This is a genomic window from Streptomyces lycii (assembly GCF_009735685.1).
Lineage (GTDB): Bacteria > Actinomycetota > Actinomycetes > Streptomycetales > Streptomycetaceae > Streptomyces > Streptomyces lycii.
This window is the reverse complement of record NZ_WHPN01000402.1, coordinates 25,691-41,367: the sequence shown is the minus strand read 5'-3', so window position 1 is coordinate 41,367 and position 15,677 is coordinate 25,691. Positions and strand designations below refer to the sequence as shown.

The 15,677-nt window shown below is 68.0% G+C and carries 13 protein-coding genes; 4 read left to right on the top strand and 9 right to left on the bottom strand.

Translation table 11 applies throughout. The annotated features are described in order from the left end of the window. Nucleotides 1-110: 110 nt before the first annotated feature. From GCU69_RS27890 to GCU69_RS27880, 3 genes are all read right to left on the bottom strand, one after another. Nucleotides 111-524 (bottom strand): peptidoglycan-binding domain-containing protein, encoded by a 414-nt coding sequence (locus GCU69_RS27890; RefSeq protein WP_156207527.1) that lies wholly within the window; start codon nt 522-524, stop codon nt 111-113. A gap of 651 nt (nt 525-1,175) precedes the next feature. Continuing rightward, nucleotides 1,176-1,412 (bottom strand): DUF397 domain-containing protein, encoded by a 237-nt coding sequence (locus GCU69_RS27885; RefSeq protein ID WP_235978744.1) that lies wholly within the window; start codon nt 1,410-1,412, stop codon nt 1,176-1,178. Beyond that, nucleotides 1,412-2,257, bottom strand: a complete 846-nt coding sequence (locus GCU69_RS27880) for a helix-turn-helix domain-containing protein (protein WP_156207526.1) — start codon at nt 2,255-2,257, stop codon at nt 1,412-1,414. The genes GCU69_RS27885 and GCU69_RS27880 overlap by 1 nt, the downstream gene beginning before the upstream one ends. 219 nt (nt 2,258-2,476) lie before the next feature. Here GCU69_RS27880 and GCU69_RS27875 point away from each other — a divergent pair, with 219 nt between their 5' ends. Continuing rightward, nucleotides 2,477-2,953, top strand: a complete 477-nt coding sequence (locus tag GCU69_RS27875) for an ATP-binding protein (RefSeq protein WP_156207525.1) — start codon at nt 2,477-2,479, stop codon at nt 2,951-2,953. Between the two features lie 23 nt (nt 2,954-2,976). Here the strand turns inward: GCU69_RS27875 and GCU69_RS27870 are convergent, their stop codons facing one another. Continuing rightward, nucleotides 2,977-3,732: an HNH endonuclease gene (locus tag GCU69_RS27870; protein WP_156207524.1), complete on the bottom strand. Its 756-nt coding sequence runs from the start codon at nt 3,730-3,732 to the stop codon at nt 2,977-2,979. Nucleotides 3,733-3,892: 160 nt separating this feature from the next. Here GCU69_RS27870 and GCU69_RS27865 point away from each other — a divergent pair, with 160 nt between their 5' ends. After that, nucleotides 3,893-5,050, top strand: a complete 1,158-nt coding sequence (locus GCU69_RS27865; RefSeq protein ID WP_156207523.1) for a DNA cytosine methyltransferase — start codon at nt 3,893-3,895, stop codon at nt 5,048-5,050. On the opposite strand, the gene GCU69_RS27860 is transcribed toward GCU69_RS27865, so the two are convergent. The 5 genes from GCU69_RS27860 to GCU69_RS27840 all read right to left on the bottom strand — a co-directional run bounded on the left by GCU69_RS27860 (nt 4,973) and on the right by GCU69_RS27840 (nt 12,080). Next, nucleotides 4,973-5,464 (bottom strand): very short patch repair endonuclease, encoded by a 492-nt coding sequence (locus GCU69_RS27860; protein WP_156207522.1) that lies wholly within the window; start codon nt 5,462-5,464, stop codon nt 4,973-4,975. The genes GCU69_RS27865 and GCU69_RS27860 overlap by 78 nt on opposite strands. A gap of 5 nt (nt 5,465-5,469) precedes the next feature. After that, a complete protein-coding gene (locus tag GCU69_RS27855) occupies nt 5,470-6,426 on the bottom strand; it encodes a NaeI family type II restriction endonuclease (protein WP_156207521.1) in 957 nt (318 codons plus the stop codon). A 39-nt stretch (nt 6,427-6,465) separates the two neighbouring features. Next, nucleotides 6,466-9,453 carry a Z1 domain-containing protein gene (locus GCU69_RS27850; protein WP_235978743.1) on the bottom strand — a complete coding sequence of 996 codons (2,988 nt, stop codon included), beginning with the start codon at nt 9,451-9,453 and terminating at the stop codon, nt 6,466-6,468. Between the two features lie 85 nt (nt 9,454-9,538). After that, nucleotides 9,539-10,558, bottom strand: a complete 1,020-nt coding sequence (locus GCU69_RS27845; protein ID WP_156207520.1) for a PD-(D/E)XK motif protein — start codon at nt 10,556-10,558, stop codon at nt 9,539-9,541. Beyond that, entirely contained in the window at nt 10,548-12,080 is a 1,533-nt protein-coding gene (locus tag GCU69_RS27840) for an ATP-binding protein (RefSeq protein ID WP_156207519.1), read from the bottom strand. The genes GCU69_RS27845 and GCU69_RS27840 overlap by 11 nt, the downstream gene beginning before the upstream one ends. 452 nt (nt 12,081-12,532) lie before the next feature. On the opposite strand from GCU69_RS27840, the gene GCU69_RS27835 reads away from it, so the two are divergent. Together GCU69_RS27835 and GCU69_RS34150 are read left to right on the top strand one after the other, a co-directional pair. Further along, nucleotides 12,533-13,060, top strand: coding sequence for a hypothetical protein (locus GCU69_RS27835; protein ID WP_156207518.1), 528 nt, complete (start codon nt 12,533-12,535; stop codon nt 13,058-13,060). A 541-nt stretch (nt 13,061-13,601) separates the two neighbouring features. Next, the gene (locus GCU69_RS34150; protein WP_235978742.1) at nt 13,602-15,368 is read left to right on the top strand and encodes a hypothetical protein; all 1,767 of its coding nucleotides are present in this window, start codon (nt 13,602-13,604) and stop codon (nt 15,366-15,368) included. Nucleotides 15,369-15,677 lie beyond the last annotated feature (309 nt).

Below are 15,677 nucleotides of genomic sequence, written 5' to 3'. Positions count from 1 at the left end.
CCGGTGCACCGGTACGAACCAGGGCGCGTCTGGTGCTGCGCCACGGCCGGTTCGGCGGCCGTGGCGGAAGGGCTGTGCCCGCACCCTGCGGCGCGGAAATCCGTGGGTCCTCACCAGCCGAACACGCGCAGCCAGCCCCAGGACTTGGGACCCGGCAGACCGTCCACGACCAGGCCCGCGCCGGAGTCGTTGACGTCCCTCTGGAGTTCCTTCATCGCGGCCTGGGAGTTGGGCCCGAAAACGCCGTCGACCGTGCCCGGGTCGTACCCCCGGTGCTTGAGAATGCACTGGGCCTCAATTCCCGCAGCGGAGACGCTCCGGGTGGACGGGGTGATCGTTCTGCCGCTGTAGTAACCGGCCTGGTAGGTGTTGCCGCTCCGTTCGACGTCACATGTGTACGCGGCGGCGCTGATCTCCTGCGATGCCGTTGCGGATGCGGAGTCCGCGGAGGCCGGAGTGCTGAACACTCCGCCTGTCAGTGCGAGCGTTGCGGTCACCAGGGCAATGCGTTTGCTTGCGTTCATGGAGTCCGTTTCCTTCACTCTTCGCCGCCGTACCGGTCAGCCGGACGGGCGCCGCGCGGACGGTTTCGTTGTCCCGGTCGGGCTCGGTGCGCTCCCAGCATCGGCGGCGTGCGGCGCGCCGAGTACCTGTGTAGTCATAGGGTTTGGGCGCCACGATTCTGCGTCTCATTCAACGTGGCCGTGAAATCCGGAGAGGCGCACGAAAACTTGCTGTCACGCCAGTTGGCGGTCACACGCTTCCGGGACGGCGGCTGCGCCCGTACATCCCCGGCACGACCCGCATGCCCATCAGGGTGCGCTGATCGTCCAGCGCTGGGCCGTCCGTAGTTGAGCACTGTCCAACGCTGGTTCCCGAGAGCGGCAGGGGGTCCGCCGTGGGACCCGCCCACTCGGTTGATACCGCGAAGTTGTCAGATCCTGCACCCCGGTGCGTCGCGGGCACAGGCTCGCCTTCTGTACCTGGCGCACGCATTGGGCCGCGAACACCCCGGATGCTAACTTGCGGATCAGGAATTCTGTCGGGAACCGGATTGGCGAAGTGGCATTCGTCTGCAGCAAGCGGAATCGGCCGCCGTGGACCGGAAGCACCCGGGAGCATGGTGGTTCATTCGCACCCTTGAGGCTCATCAGGTCTTGCTTCAGCAGGCAAGTTCACGCGGCAAGTTCACGCCCCAGGGAAAAGTGTCCGGCCTGTATCCCCCGCGTGAAATCCGCCCAAGCTCCGTCACTCACGCAGATTTTGCCGCCCAGTGGCACCTTGGAGTCGCGTACGGCCATTCCATGCTCGAACGGTGCTGCTTCGACGCATTCAGTAGCGCCGGAACTGCTGTACGACGACTTGAACCAGGCTTTGTCCGGTATGCCGGACTGGTTCATGCCTGAGCGCATCACATCTCCCTGCGAGATTCTTCGATGAAGGCCGAAGAGGCGGCCATGTCCAATGCTTGGGCCCGCAGGTAGTCAAAGGCAAGCCGGTACTGGGCCAGTTCCTCCTCCTTCTCCATGAAGAGTGATGCCACATGGGTCTCCGCGTACACGACGTCCAGAGAGGGTTCTGCGGCACCGAGGATCACGAAGCTGCCCTTGGCAGCGGAGTGCGCGCCCTGGGCGAAGGGCAGCACTTGGAGGGTGATGTTCTGTGACTTGTTGGACTCCAGCAAGTGCGTCAACTGCTCGCGCATGACCTCCCTGGAGCCGACGACGCGACGCAGCACGGACTCGTCGAGAATCACCCAGAGGTGCGGCGGCTGCTTGCGGGCCAGGATCTGCTGCCGCTTCATGCGGAGATCAACCAGCTGCTCGATCTCCTCGGGCGGACGGCGCATTTCGGAGGCGTGCTGCACGGCTTCGGCGTAGCGGCGGGTCTGCAGGAGCCCTGGGACGTAGACGCACGCGAAGTGGTCCTCCCGTACCGCCTCGTCCTCCAAGGTGAGGAGCAGGTTTGCGCTCTCCGGCAAGTAGTCGGCGAAAGAATGCCACCAGTTTTGCTGCTTGGCGTCTTTGGCCAGGGCCACGATCGCTTGCCGTTCGGCGTCGCTGGCACCGTACTCACGGCACAGTGCCTCCACGACAAGCCACTTGACCGGCCCTTCCTGAGTCTCGTACCGGCTGATGGTGGCCTTGGATACACCGACCAGCGCGCCGGCTTCCTCCAGCGTCATACCGGTGCGGCCCCGGAGCTTGCGCATGGTGGTGCCGAGTTGGCGGCGCCGTGTGGTGGCCCTGGCTGCCAATGGATCCCTCCCCTTTGGCGGTCCGCGTTCGTGGATGGCGCCAGCAGGCTATGGCCTGAGGAAATCTGAGGGCCACCGCGTTCATCCGATCGGGTGGCCTCTGTGTGAGAAGTTACGTGACGAGAATTCTCGGTGCCATGCTTCTCGGCAGCGCTACACAGCGCAGTCACCCGGATACGACTGCAGTGTGCTGGTGTCGCGCGGGAGGGAGACCAATCCATGCTTGGTTCTGGCATCGTCGGCCCCGGGCCTCGCTGTGTAGTGCCGTTCACGGCCTATGCGTCCGAGGTGCGCGGCCTTCGGAGGGCAGCGGCGTCACAGCTGGCCCAGTGGCGGCTGCCGGCACTGCTGGACAAGACTCAGCTTGCCGTGAGCGAACTCGCCGCCAATGTCGTGCAGCACGTTGGCGAGGGTGCTGTGGCGGCCCTCGTCATGGAGGTGGCTGCTGCCCGGCTCCGTATCGAGATGCACGACGAGGGCCGCACGCTGCCTGCGGTGGTGAGCACTGATGGCGACAGCGAGCGCGGGCGGGGCCTCCGCCTGGTGGCCGTGCTGGCCGATGAGAGCGGCGCGGCTCTGACCTTCTTCGGGAAGGTGGTGTGGTGCGAGTTCGGCGCGGGAACGCCGGGTGGCGGCCACCGGGGTCCTGTTCCGGTGCGAGCCGGCGGCACGGCACGCCCGGAATTTGTCGCGTGATGCGCGCTGCGAGGTGGAGACAGTCACTGGGTGCGGAGCACCTGCCCCGCTTTCTGCAGCTCGGCACGGAGGTCGGCCGGAGTACGCCAGGATTTCCCGAGGTGCCCCCTGTGGCACATGCGGTGGCAGTTGGAGCACACGAGCGAGAGGTCCTTGAGCTGGGTCTCTCGAGGCCCGGAGACGTGGAGGGGGAGCGTGTGGTGAACCTCGATGTAGCCGTCGCCGAGTTCCCCGTAGAACCGCTGAAAGTCGAAGGTGCACACCTCGCACCGAATCGGCTTCCCGAGAGCCAGGACGCTCTTGACCTTCCTTGCCCGGAGCCCGGCGTCACGCTCCCGCGAGATGGCCCAGCGGGCGAGGAGGCGGCCTTCGAGAGCCGTGATCCCGTCTTCTGTCACCTCCTCGGGTTGCTCGGGGATCTGCTGGAGCGCGCCGGACCTGAGTCCTTCTTCGATCGCTCTTGCCGACTTGGCCATCTCGTCGGGCTGCTGGAGGAAGGCGTCGATCACGACCCTGTCCAGCCGGCCGCCCTTGGTCGCCCGGCCTCGGTAGCCTGGGTGGTTTGTGGCCAGGTCGGTGGTTTTGCGGCTGACACTGCCGGCCGACCGGAAGCCCGGAAGGTTGCGGGCTTCGGAGTGGTGGACGGGAAGGGACCGGAGCAGGTCGGAAAGTTCCCGGACGCTGCGGTCCCCCTCCCGGAGTTCGTGCCAACCGTTGTCGACGACCAAGGCACAGGCGAGCATCAGCTCGTCCCAGGTCCATGCAGGGCTCCGGAGCATAGGCAATATCGTATGAGTGTTCGTCGTGGTGTGTGGGTGGTCTGAGCGTGTCGAGTCGTAGCGCACACTGTGTGAGATCGAGATGTCAGTGGTGCCTGTCACCCTCTGTGAGGGCGGGTTGCAACGAGTGCCTGCCGTGGCAAGTCTGGAAGGAGGGTGCATGACCCGCACCGAGTCCAAGTTCACCTCGGTGGAGATCTGTGCCGGAGCAGGCGGACAGGCAGTCGGTCTCCACAAGGCAGGGTTCAAGCACCTTGCACTCATCGAGATCGATCAGCATGCATGCTCCACACTCAGCGCAAATGTCGGCAGCCATCCCGACTGGCAAGGGTGCAGAGTGCTGCAGGAAGACCTGAACGACTTCGACCCCCGTGAGCTGAATCTCGCTCCGGGCCAGTTGGACCTGCTGGCCGGCGGTGTTCCGTGTCCGCCCTTTTCGGCGGCCGGCAAGCAACTCGGCCGTGATGACGAACGCGATCTCTTCCCGGCCATGCTGAGAATGGTTGAGGAATTGCAGCCGAAGGCTGTGATGATTGAGAATGTCCGAGGGCTTCTGGAGCCGCCGGAAAAATTCCGTGAGTACCGGGAAGAAATTCAGCAGCAGTTGCACAGGGCTGGTTACGTCATCTGTTACTGGAGGGTCCTGGAGGCATGTGATTACGGGGTCCCGCAACTGCGCCCCCGGGCCATTCTCGTTGCAATGCGTGAGCAGTACGCGCAGCACTTGACGTGGCAGCCTCCGGAGCATGAGGAGCTTTTCACCGTGGCCAAGGCGCTGGCTCCTTCGATGAGGAAGCGGTTCAAAGCCAGCGGTGACCCGAGAGCGGATGTCACGTATAAGAAATGGCTCAAGGAAGCTAAGAAGGGCACCGTTGCGCCGACTCTTGTCGGTGGATCAAAGAAGCATGGTGGGGCAGACCTGGGCCCGACGAGGGCCAAGAACGCCTGGGCAGCTCTGGGGATCGATGGTATGGGTGTCGCCAACGAGCCCGAAGAAATGACGGACCCCGAGAGGGATTTGTTCGGCCCCCGGGGGCCGAAGCTTACGGTGAGCCAGGCGGCGATAATCCAGGGATTCCCGTCCGACTGGGAGTTCACAGGCAAGAAAACCGCTGCCTACCGTCAGGTGGGAAATGCATTTCCGCCGCCTGTTGCACAGGCTGTCGGCGAGCAGATCATTGCAGCGCTGGAGGCAGGCGCCAAGGCGGAGGCTGCTCACCAGAGTGACGCCCTCTTTGAGCTACCCTCTCCCGCGGGCCCGGCGCCCGCGGAGAGCGGCAACTGTAGCGGCGATCTTGAGGGCGCAGTCGTCAGCTGACTCGTGCTCCCAGAAACGCAGCACGGTCCAGCCGGCCTCGTGGAGACGTGCGTCTGTGTCACGGTCACGGGCCACGTTCCTGGCCACCTTGTCCGACCAGTAGCCGGGATTGGTCTTCGGCGACACGTAGTGCTCAGGGCAGCCGTGCCAATAGCAGCCGTCAATGAACACCGCGACCTTCGCCGGACGGAAAACCATGTCTGCCGTCCGGCGAAGGTCGGGAAGCGGCCTGGCGCAGACTCGGTACCGGAGGCCTTGGGCGTGCACGAGCCGGCGGATCGTCTGCTCGGGCTTGGTGTCGCGGCTGCGGATCGCCTGCATGTTCCGGCGGTTCGCGGCTGACGATGCCCAAGAACCCGGGGGCGCCTGCCAGGTGTCCTGCAGGTGCGGTTCGTCCGGCTGCTGGTCTTGCATGGCAACTAGTATGACAGGGGTCCGTGTTCGGGCGGCGCTTCGTCCGGAGCGAGAATGTAAGAGGTGCCGCCAATTACAGCGTGAGCGGAGTTTGAAGGGTGATCAGGGTTCATGGGGATCACTCTGGCAGATACCCAGGATCCCTTTTTTGGTATCGGCAGTCCCAAGGCTCGGGCGATAGCGGGATGATTTTCTTGGTGGCCGAGAATCAGGATGCCTTCGTTGCGCAAATGGATCCGGGCATCCCGTACTCGTTTAGGGCTGTCTGCCTGCTGCGCGACCGTCAGCAGGGTTTTTCTGTCGATCAGTTCTCGTTGGGCCACCCGAAACAGTTCGTTGGTTCTGCCCTGCCCGCCGGAGTGGCGAAAGATGGCTGTCCTTTCGCTCTGGCTGAGCTGCATCAGAATGTTCTTGGGGAGAGTCCCTGAGGGAACGAGCCAATGCGTCTCATCCCTGCCGCTGCGGGAAATTCCTCGCTTTCCGTCTCTGTTTCTTCCGGGGTTCAGGTTCGTATCGCTGATGCGCAGCAATCCGACCTTGAACTGAGAACTCGCATCATCTGCTGACATCAGGAGGCATATGTGCCCAATGGCCTCCTGGGGAATCGTCCAATTGCTTCGTACCGTAAACTTTGAGTCCACCTGGTGGCCCGCTACCGAGTAGTCCATCGGGCGGCCGCGGTCCAGGGAAAATTCTGCGCGCACCAGAATTTCAACCTTGGTTCCCAGGTAGGTCTTCTCTGTCTTCTCCAGGTCCTCGACGTTGAACCGCCCAGTCCGCGGGCCGTCGAGGACTTCATCGAACGCCTGCCGAAAGATGCCCCCGAAGCGCTCTGCAATATTCTTCTGCCTTTTGAACCAGTGGATTACTTCTTGGAGGTTTCTGTCGTTGGTCGCGGTTGTGTGGACTGGTTCTGGAGTGGGCTGGTCCATCGAGAAGAGTCCGTCGTCTTCGAGGCTCACGGAGGGCTGACCTGCTTTCGTCGCGCAAGGGAGTGTGAGTCAGGCAGGAAGGTCAATGATCGCGGTGTCTGCAGAGGTCTTGGTGCGGAAGCGGACCAGCCGGCGAGTTGAGTCGATGGCTGTCTTGGGCGGGATGAGGCTGAAGGCCATGATCACGCTTCCCGGGTCCGCGATGCTGCCAGGTGCCGCCTCTTCGACGGTGCGGAACTTGTCACTGTCGACGACCGGGTAGAGCAGGACGATGCCGCTGCGGGAACCGATGAGCTGCTCATTGTTCTCGTCGGCTGCTACCGAACTGGATGCCCTGCTGACCATGCGTTTTGCGGCGATCTGGTGCTCCAGGCCGGCGATGCGGCCGAAGGAGTCCTTGCCGCGCTGCCGGCTTCGCTGGACGAGGGAAAGCGGCAGAGAGCCCGCAATCGTGGCCCGGACCCGGCCGGGTGACTCCAGTTGCGGTGCCACGATCAGCCAGTCATCAACCTTGGCGAGGGTGCCGTCGAGCTGGCTGAGGTACGTGAGATGCGGGCGGAAGTTCTCCGGTCGGCTCCACTCCAGCTGGCCCAGGACGCTCATGAGATCGTTGTGGCTGACAACGCCTGTGCAGGCCGCAAAACTGCGAGGAAGCCGGCTGGATCTGTCCGGGGGATTCGTGAAAGTTGTAGGTGTGCTGCCCAGCGCTTCGAGTACGGGGCGCCAGCGCTCCGTGTTACGGCGGATGGCTGCCGCGCTGGTGGGGTAGGACGCGGGTTCGACCGGCTGGCCCGGTGAGCGGATCTCCACCAGTTCGGCGTTGTACATCTTGTTCCGGCTCGTCGGCTTCAGCCACGGCAGATGCTGGGAGACCAGGGGCGGCACCTGGGCCGGAGTGATCTGGGGCCTGCCGTCGACCATCACCGCGTACTGCTCGAGCTGGTTGCGGAAGGTCTCCTCGTCGCGGCAGATCGCCTCGAACGCCTCGTACAGGTCGACGTCCTTCTTGCCGAAGGTCTCCTCCCGGCCGACGTACAGGCGGACCAGGTCCCGGTAACCCCTGCGGAAGCCGAACCAGCGGCCCATCTGCATCATGGTCGAGGCGTTGCCCGCGCTCCGCCGGTAGTACGTGACGGTCAGACCCTCGACCGTGTAGCCGCGGGACAACTTCTGGCCGCCGACCAGGATCTTCCAGATGCCCCGCCGGTCGAAGTCGGCCTCGCCGCGCTCGATGTCCTTGTCGCCGTTGACGACGATGACGGGGTTCTCGTTGCCGCCGATGCGCATCCAGGCCGCGCCGATGTGGGGGGCCAGCTCCTCGAAGGACGCCGGTACGGCGTAGCCGTCGGCGCGGGCCGCCGAGACGGGGGCCACGTCGGACTCGAAAAGCTGCCGGAGCCGTTCGTGGCCGGCGGCGCCCGCGTAGCCGCCCTCGTGCCACAGCTTGAGCAGCCTGCCGCGCAGCTCGCGGTGGTCGAGCTGGAGCCGGGACTCGTGGACCAGCATGGTGTGGTGCCGGAAGTGGCCCACCCCGAGCGGCACCGGGCCCGCGCACTCCCGGTACACCTTCATCGCCGCCGTCAGGACGAACATGTCCATCGCCTCGCGCAGGCTGCTGTCGTCCTCCTCGTCCGTCGGGCGGACGTCGCGGACGTGCGCCTTCTCCTGCGAGTTCGCGACGGTGCGCTCCTGCGGCGGGATCTCGGAGTCGAGGTCGTGGAACTCCTGGACGCCCATGTACTCGGCCGGCCGGTCCAGGGAGATGATGAAGTCGCGGGGGAAGATGTCCTCGGTGTCGCTGGGGTCGATGAAGACGTTCGCGAACGGGGTCGCCGTGTAGCCGACGTACTGGGCGCGCGGCATCAGCCTCAGCAGTTCGGAGATCTTCTCGTTGATCGCTGTCCGGTTGGCGTCCGGCTTGTTCGGGCTCGTCGTGTTGGGCGAGGCCTCGTCCGACTCGTCGTCGATGATCAGGACCGGGATCTCGCCCAGCAGCGGCCCGATCCTCCTCAGGTCCTTGACCAGCTTGCCCAGCACCATCTTGTTCTTCTTGACGACCATCAGCCGGGCCGCGCTGTGGTGCAGGTTGCGCGGGTGGTACAGCGGCAGCGTCTGCTCGCGCTTCTCGATCTCCAGCTCGCCGATGCCCTGGGCCAGGGGCTTGTAGTCGTTGTCGCGGGTGGTGAGCCGGATGATGTCGAACGCGCCCATCGTGGACGGCCGGCCGCCGTGGCGCAGGAACTTGTCGCGCACCCAGTCCTCGTCGTCCGCGTAGTCCGACTCGACCTCGCTCGCGTTGCGCAGGATGTTCTCGCGGCCGACGAGTTCCATGTCCAGCCGGCGCTGCGTCTGGGCGCGGAGGAGGTTGAGGGTGCCGCCGAGGACGATGACCAGCCGGTAGCCCGCGTCGACGGCCTTGGCGACGACACCGGTGAAGTTGGCCGTCTTGCCCGACTGGACGTAGCCGACGACCAGGCCGCGCGACTGGTACGGCTGCTCCGCGGTCGGGTCCGCAAGGCGTTCGACGACGCGTTCGGCCGCCTCGTCGAGGTTCGCGATCGCCTCGGCGTCCCAGGACGGCCTGGTGGCCAGGAGACCGGCGTACTTCGGCCAGTACCAGTCGTGTCCCTGCTGCGACCGCGCCGCCCGCCAGGGCGTGAACTCCTTGCTGATGACGACCGGGCCGCTGAGTCTTGAGACGGGGATCAGGTCGTCGACGACCTTGCGCGTCTCGGGCTCGAAGCCGAGCTTGTCGTGGATCGCGGCGCGCCGGGCGTCCGTGCGCGGCTCGGTGCCGGTCCACTTGGCGTCCGTACGGAAGTCCCAGTCGGCGAGCTTCTTGCGCCACAGCCACAGCAGGGCGTGGTCGCTGTGCGCCGTCGTCAGCGCGTCCCTCAGCGCGGCCTGGGAGAGGTCGGTCCCGCCGAGGCCCTGCTGGGTGGCGAAGAATTCCAGGGTGGCGGAAAGCGGGGCCGGGCCGAGGGTTTGCATGCCGGCCAGTGCCGCTTCGTGCAGCAGCAGGAGATCCGCGTGCGGGGTGTTGTCTTCGGTGGTCATCGGGTCCTCGGTGTCTGTGGCACGGGTGCGGTGCGGTGCCGGCGGCGCGGGCCGGCGGGTGCGGCGGCGCGGTGTGGTGGATGGTTCAGGGCAGGCGGAGGGCGGTCAGCGCGGCCGGTGGCTCCGTGCCCGGTGCCAGACCCGACAGGTCGAGCCGGTACGTGACGTCCTCGACGTGCGTACGGGCCGCTTCCGGCAGCGCGGAGAACATGCCCTCGTGCAGCCGCGGGAATTCCTCGTCCACGGGGAAGACCAGCGGTTCCGTACGGAGCGACCACCGCTCGTCGTCCGGCTGCCCGGCGGACCAGCCGAGCGCCGCCAGCCGTCGGTCGAAGCCCTCCGCCCGGTCCGGCGCCTCGTCGGTGAGCCGTTCCCGTACGGCGTGGACGCAGTCCGCGAGCGTCCGGCCGTTGGCGCCGCCCCGCGTCAGCTGTACGGAGACCAGCCACAGCGGCCGGCCGGGGCTCGCGCTGAGCTGACGCAGGCCCTGGACCGTGTGGTGACGCCGCTCGGACGCGGTGGTCTTGACCTCGGCGTCACACGCGGCCAGCCCGAAGTCGTGCTCCTCGCCCTCGGGGCCCTTCCACGCCTCGACGGCGTATCCCCAGCTGTGCCCGGCGGCGACGGACGTCAGCACCATCAGTTCGCCGAGCAGGCCGATGCGTCTCTCCGTGCTCGGTGTCCGGGGCCGTTCGAGCAGGGCGCTCCAGGCCCGCACGGTCTCGGTGAACGCCTGGTTCGCGGTCCGGCCGTGCACCACGACGCGGTCCGTCACCGCGTTCAGCAGGTCGTGGAAGTCGCGGAGCAGACTCTCCCGGGTCAGCCGGAGCCGGGCCATGCGCAGACCGTCGTGCGCGATCTCCTCGATCCTTATCACCGGCAGCGGGGAACGCGGCGCCCGGTGCTTCCCGGCGAGCTCCAGCTGCAACTCCGCCGAGCCGCCCTGCACCACGTACTCGACCCGACGGGTGCCGGGCGCGTGCAGGGGGATGCGGACACTCCGTCCGGAGCCGATGAACTCCTCGACGCGGTGCCACGAGACGAACGGCTGCCCGTCCGCGTCGCCGCGGGCGGGCTGCGGCGGTATCGGCGGTTCAGTCGTCATCGTCACCCACCCGGTCGAGTTCGCTGCGGGCCGCGGAGACCAGGACCGACTGCCACAGCTGGAGGTTGTCCTTCTCGCGCGGGCCGGCGTACTCCGACTCGAACACCTTGTGCAGCAGCAGATACATCAGGGACTTCAGCAGGGGCGCGTCGTTGAGCCCGCCGCGCCTGCCGCCGAGGATCGCGGCCCGGTAGTGCTGGTTGAGGATGATCGTGCGGTCCTCCCGGTCCAGCTCGAAGAAGAGGTCGTTGTCGAGCTTCTGCCAGCGGACGGCGACCGGGTCCTCGTACGGCTGGAGCGGCAGCTCCTCCTCGATGGTCTGCCGCACCTCCGGGGCGATGCCCCTGCCCGGCGGGATCACCGGCTTGCGGGTGGTGCCCGAGCGCTTGCGCGCGGTGCGGTAGACGGTGTCGGCGGCGGCGAGGAAGTCGGTGAACGGTCTGCCGTCGCCGTCCGTGGCCTGCTCCAGCGCGGTGGTGAACCCGGGCGAGGTCTCCACCCCCGACTTCTTCACCGTGAGCCGGAAGACGTCGCCCGGCTTCGCCGGCAGGTCCACGGCGACCCGGGCCAGGGAGAGGTGCTGCTCGGGCTGGCGGAAGTTGTTCCAGCCGCCTGCCTGGACGAGCCGGTCGTTGCGGTAGAAGTAGAAGCCCTGGCGGTCGATGACGGAGCCGACCGCCTTGTACTCGTCGACATTCGACTTCGCGGGCCAGATGTGCGCGGTGAGGGGGAGGTCGGTGAGGCCCTCGACGGGTGCGGTGAAGGTACGCGGATAGTCGGCGCTGCCCGTGACCGGATACCCGAAGGGGTTCAGCGGCTCGACGCCGAAGTCCAGATAGACGGTGCCGGTCCGCACGTCCTCGACCGCGATCGTGATGTTGAAGTCCGGCCGGGCGAGAAAACGGTGCAGGTACAGACCGAGGTGAAGGCCGAGTTTGTTGATCGTCCGGTGCAGATAGCGGTCGGTCTGGCCGCCCCCGCCGTGCAGCGGGAAGTCCTTGACGCCGTCCCAGCGGACCACGGTCCCCTGCCAGACGATGGGGCGCTGGGCGTAGCGGTCGATCAGCGTCTGGGCGTAGTCGGCGTCCACGATGTCGCACTGGAAGCCGGCCCTCGCGTGCTCCATCAGCCAGCGGCGGCCGACGGTGCGGGTGCGCTTGGTGGTGGACACGACGGTCACGGCCTCGGCGTGCGACAGGGAGGCGGACTTGAGACCCGTGCCGAACATGCCGAGGGCCTTGTCGTCGTAGTCCCTGCGGCCGCCGACGGTCATGGCGATGTCGAGAGCCTCCTCGTCCATGCCCCGGCCGTCGTCCACCACGAGGAGGGACACGAGCCGGTCGCCGTCGCGGAGGAAGTGGATGACGACGTCCTTGGCGCCGGCGTCGACGGAGTTGTCCACGAGGTCGGTGACGGCCGTCTCGAAGTCGTACCCCTGGCTGCTCAGCGCCTCCACATAGCGCGCGTCCGGCGGGAGGTGCTTGCTGCCGGTGGTGGGGACGTCGAACTTCCAGTCGGTCATGGGCACTGCCTAGCTCTGTCCGGGTGGGGGGCGGGTGCGGATGGGACGACTGTGGGGGAATCGTGAAGGGAACCGTATTACACGCAGCCGACAGCGGGACGGGCTGCCGCACAACCGGTCTCGGGACACCGGTCTCGGGACACCGGTCTCGGACACCGGTCTTGGGGCGCCCGCCTCGGGATGCCCGCCTCGGCGCCGGCCCGCCGTGCGTCCGTCGGCCCGGTCGCGCGGCCGCGCCGGTCGGGGCGGCCAGGGCGGTCGGCCGCCCCGGAGAACCAGAGGTGCCGTGGCCGGACGTCGTGCCCTGGCTCCTGCGGGCCCTGGTGCCGGATGATGCGTGGGGGGCGGCGTTTCCGCTGCCCGGACGGAACGTCTCTGGGGGATATGTGCCGGGCTCAGCCGACAAGTCCGTCCCGCAAATCGAGGCAGGTGAGCGGCGTTTCAGGAGAAACATGACCGTCTTGTGCTGTCTCGGCGCGGCCGGGGTTCTCGTCGCGGCGGTGGCGCTCGTGGTCCATCTTGTGACCAGGCCGCCCGAGTCGCCGTACCGGATGGAGTTCTCGTCGCCCGGTACGGGATGCCACGGCTCGTCGGAGTCCGAGGACGCGGTTCTCTTCCTCGCTGAGGACTCGGGCGAGGTGTTGCGGTGCAGGCCGGGCGGATTGCCGTACGACGACGGCACCGGTCCGGGCCGGGTGCGGCCCGTCGGCGCGTTCTCCGCCCCCGAGATCGGCCGGATCGTGGAGTTGTCGCGCTCCCTCGCCGCCGAGGGCGGTGGCCTGAGCGAGGCGGACCGGCGTGCTGTCGAACGGCTGATCGAGGAGATCGGCCGTGAGCACGGCTACGGGGTGCAGCCCGAAACGCCGGCTCAGCGCGCCGCATGGCCGGTCGCCTCCTACAGCTTCTCCGCGGGGGCGGCTCTGCTGCTCCTGGGCGGTGCCGGTCTCTTCGGGTCCCACGCGCACTGGGGGAAGTTGTAGGGGGACCTCGGCACGGTGGCACGGCGGTGGCGGTTGCATCGCGGCGGCCCGGTCCGTCTGCACAGCTGGACCGACCTGCACGGCAAAGCCTGACCGGCACTGGCGGGCCGGAACTGCACGGTGAAGCCGCACCGGCACCGGCAGGCCGGAACTGCACGGCCAAGGCCCAGCCCCGCACAGCGAGCCGAGTCCTGAGACGCTCGGGCCGAACCCAGCCGGACCAAGCCGCACCCCGCCGCACCCCGCCGCCCCAAGCCGCCACTCACGCCGACCAGGGCGCTCTGGTGCGCTCCGCTCCGTTGGGTGAAGATGCCTTCGGAAGCCGACGAGGGCGGGGGCGATCATGCGGCGGTTGTCAGGCTTGCGTGCTGATGCCGTCGAGGACCCGGCGGAGCGTGCAGCACACGCGGAGGACGCGACCCGGCGGTTGTGCGCCGCCGTTTACGCCCGCCCTCCGACGGCCACCCGCGCCAAGGCCGCCGCTCCCGGGAACAGTTGCCCGCCGTTGGGCGAAGCCGCCGCCCGCTGGGTGGTGAACCGTGTGCTGCACGGAACCGCAGGACACCTCCCCTCCTACGGCTTCGACCTCGGGCCGGTGGTCGCGCACAGCCTGCGGGCGCACCGCATCAGGCTGGTACGCCGCCTCGTCGTGCTGATCGTCCTCGCTGTGATCGTCGTGTGGCTGCCGTACGGCGCCCTGGTGTGGGGCTCCGCGGTGGCCCTGGCGTGGGTGCTCGGGCCGTCCGGGGGCGGCTGGATCGCGGCGGCCCTCGCGGCACCGTGGGTGTTCGCGCTGTTGGCGGACCTGTCGGCGGAACCGCGGTTGCAACTGCTGGTCCTGCCACCGATCGTGTACGTCGCGCTGGCCGTGGTGTACGCCCTGGACCATGCCGTGGCGCTGGCCGCCGGATCCGCGCTCCGGCGAAGCGCGGACCCCGGGAACGGGCTGCCCCTGATCGGGCCGTTCGCCGCACGCCGTATCACCGCGATCACCAACCGGCCCGACGCGGGGCTGCCGTACGACGACAAGGGGCGGTTCGTCGGGGCGGGCCGGGATGTGCGCGATGCCGTCGACATCCGGCTGGCTCTGCGCTCGGAACAGCCGGGACAACGGCCCCGCCCGCCGGGTGAGGCGGCGCTGCTGGAGCACATCGGCGGCGAACTCTCCGCGCTCGGCGGCGAGGGCGGCCACGGCACCGGCTCGCTCCCCGGGATTTCCGTGGCACGGGTGGTCGCGATGCCCGCCGATTCGTGGCTGGAGCGCGTTCGGGCAGGTGCCCCGGCCGCCGAGCCTCCGGGCGGCGCCCGCTCCTCCGGCGAACGGGAACACCTGCTGGCCCAGTGCGTCAGCCGGCACGGGCAGCTCGTGGTCAGCCTCTTCGTCCACACCGCCTTTCAGGGCGGTCAGCTGCGGCTCGTCCTGCGGCCCCAGGTCATGGCGCCGCTTCACCCGGCGCTCGTACCGGCCGGGCAGACCGGATTGAGCGCCGTGACCGGGATCCGGGGTGCGGCCGTCCTGGGGTACGACGTGTGGACGAGGATGCGGAAGGCGGGGTTCAGAGGTTCGGCCGTTCCGCAGCCCGAGGCCGAGCCGGTGAGCTTGCGGGAGCGCTTCGCCCTGCCGGAAGTGACGGATCTGCACCAGAGGGACGACGCCGACCAGTACGTGGTGCTGATGCGGTGGTGTGTCCTTCGCGCCACGGAGAGCTTCCTCGAGGAACACGGGGTCCTGGCGGAGACATTCAGCGACGAGGCCCAGACCGTGATCAACAACATCCAGGTCTTCGGGGACAACAACGCGCCGATCCAGAGCATCACCGGCGGGCACGTCATCCGTACCGGCCAATCTGTCGAGAACCAGGAGACGGTAACGATGCGGTCGAACCCCTCACGCCAGGCCCCCGAACCGGAACGCGGTCACGAACCGGCCCCCGGACCGGAGCGCGGAACGAACCCCGGCACCGGCATCAGCATCGGCGGGGCCAACAGCGGCACCGTCCAGAACGCTGTCGGCCGCCGCCTCTCCCATGTCAACCAGACCGGCACCGGCCAGGGCGCGAACTCCCCCGATGCCGTGGTGGCACTGCTCGCCGCCTTCCGTGCCGACGTCGAACACCATGCCGCGCACCTGAACGATCCGCAGATCCTGCGAGAGCACGCAGCTCTCGTGGACGACTCCCTCGCGGACCCCGCGGGCAACGCCTCCGCCCTGCGCGTGGCGGCCCGCTCCCTCCCGGCGCTCGTCGCGGGCACCGCCGTCCAGCACACCGGCGAGGCCCTGGCCGCCGCCCTCTCGGATCTCCTCTAGCAACGCCTCCCGGGGAGCGGGCCGCCCACGGCCGTGCCGCCGGTCCCCGGCACGATGCCGCTGCCGGGCCGGAAGCGGACCGGGAGGGGACTGGAACCGGGCCGGAAGCGGGCCGCAACCGGACTGGAACCGGGCCGGAAGCGGACGGGAAGCGGACGGGAAGCGGGCCGGAAGCGGGCGGGCGCACCGGCAGTCCCGGTGGGCCCGGCCAGTCCGCCGGTGATCCCGTGAGAAGCGGGCGGCGACCAGTGCCGGACACCTCCCATGGGACGCGGTGCCGTCTCCGACGCCGGGCCTCCCCGTCTCGTA

Bases quoted from the DNA above. Each gene is read 5' to 3' on its own strand.
- GCU69_RS27890 (WP_156207527.1), bottom strand. From the start codon at position 524: ATGAACGCAAGCAAACGCATTGCCCTGGTGACCGCAACGCTCGCACTG.
- GCU69_RS27885 (WP_235978744.1), bottom strand. From the start codon at position 1,412: ATGCGCTCAGGCATGAACCAGTCCGGCATACCGGACAAAGCCTGGTTC.
- GCU69_RS27875 (WP_156207525.1), top strand. From the start codon at position 2,477: ATGCTTGGTTCTGGCATCGTCGGCCCCGGGCCTCGCTGTGTAGTGCCG.
- GCU69_RS27870 (WP_156207524.1), bottom strand. From the start codon at position 3,732: ATGCTCCGGAGCCCTGCATGGACCTGGGACGAGCTGATGCTCGCCTGT.
- GCU69_RS27865 (WP_156207523.1), top strand. From the start codon at position 3,893: ATGACCCGCACCGAGTCCAAGTTCACCTCGGTGGAGATCTGTGCCGGA.
- GCU69_RS27860 (WP_156207522.1), bottom strand. From the start codon at position 5,464: ATGCAAGACCAGCAGCCGGACGAACCGCACCTGCAGGACACCTGGCAG.
- GCU69_RS27850 (WP_235978743.1), bottom strand. From the start codon at position 9,453: ATGACCACCGAAGACAACACCCCGCACGCGGATCTCCTGCTGCTGCAC.
- GCU69_RS27845 (WP_156207520.1), bottom strand. From the start codon at position 10,558: ATGACGACTGAACCGCCGATACCGCCGCAGCCCGCCCGCGGCGACGCG.
- GCU69_RS27840 (WP_156207519.1), bottom strand. From the start codon at position 12,080: ATGACCGACTGGAAGTTCGACGTCCCCACCACCGGCAGCAAGCACCTC.
- GCU69_RS27835 (WP_156207518.1), top strand. From the start codon at position 12,533: ATGACCGTCTTGTGCTGTCTCGGCGCGGCCGGGGTTCTCGTCGCGGCG.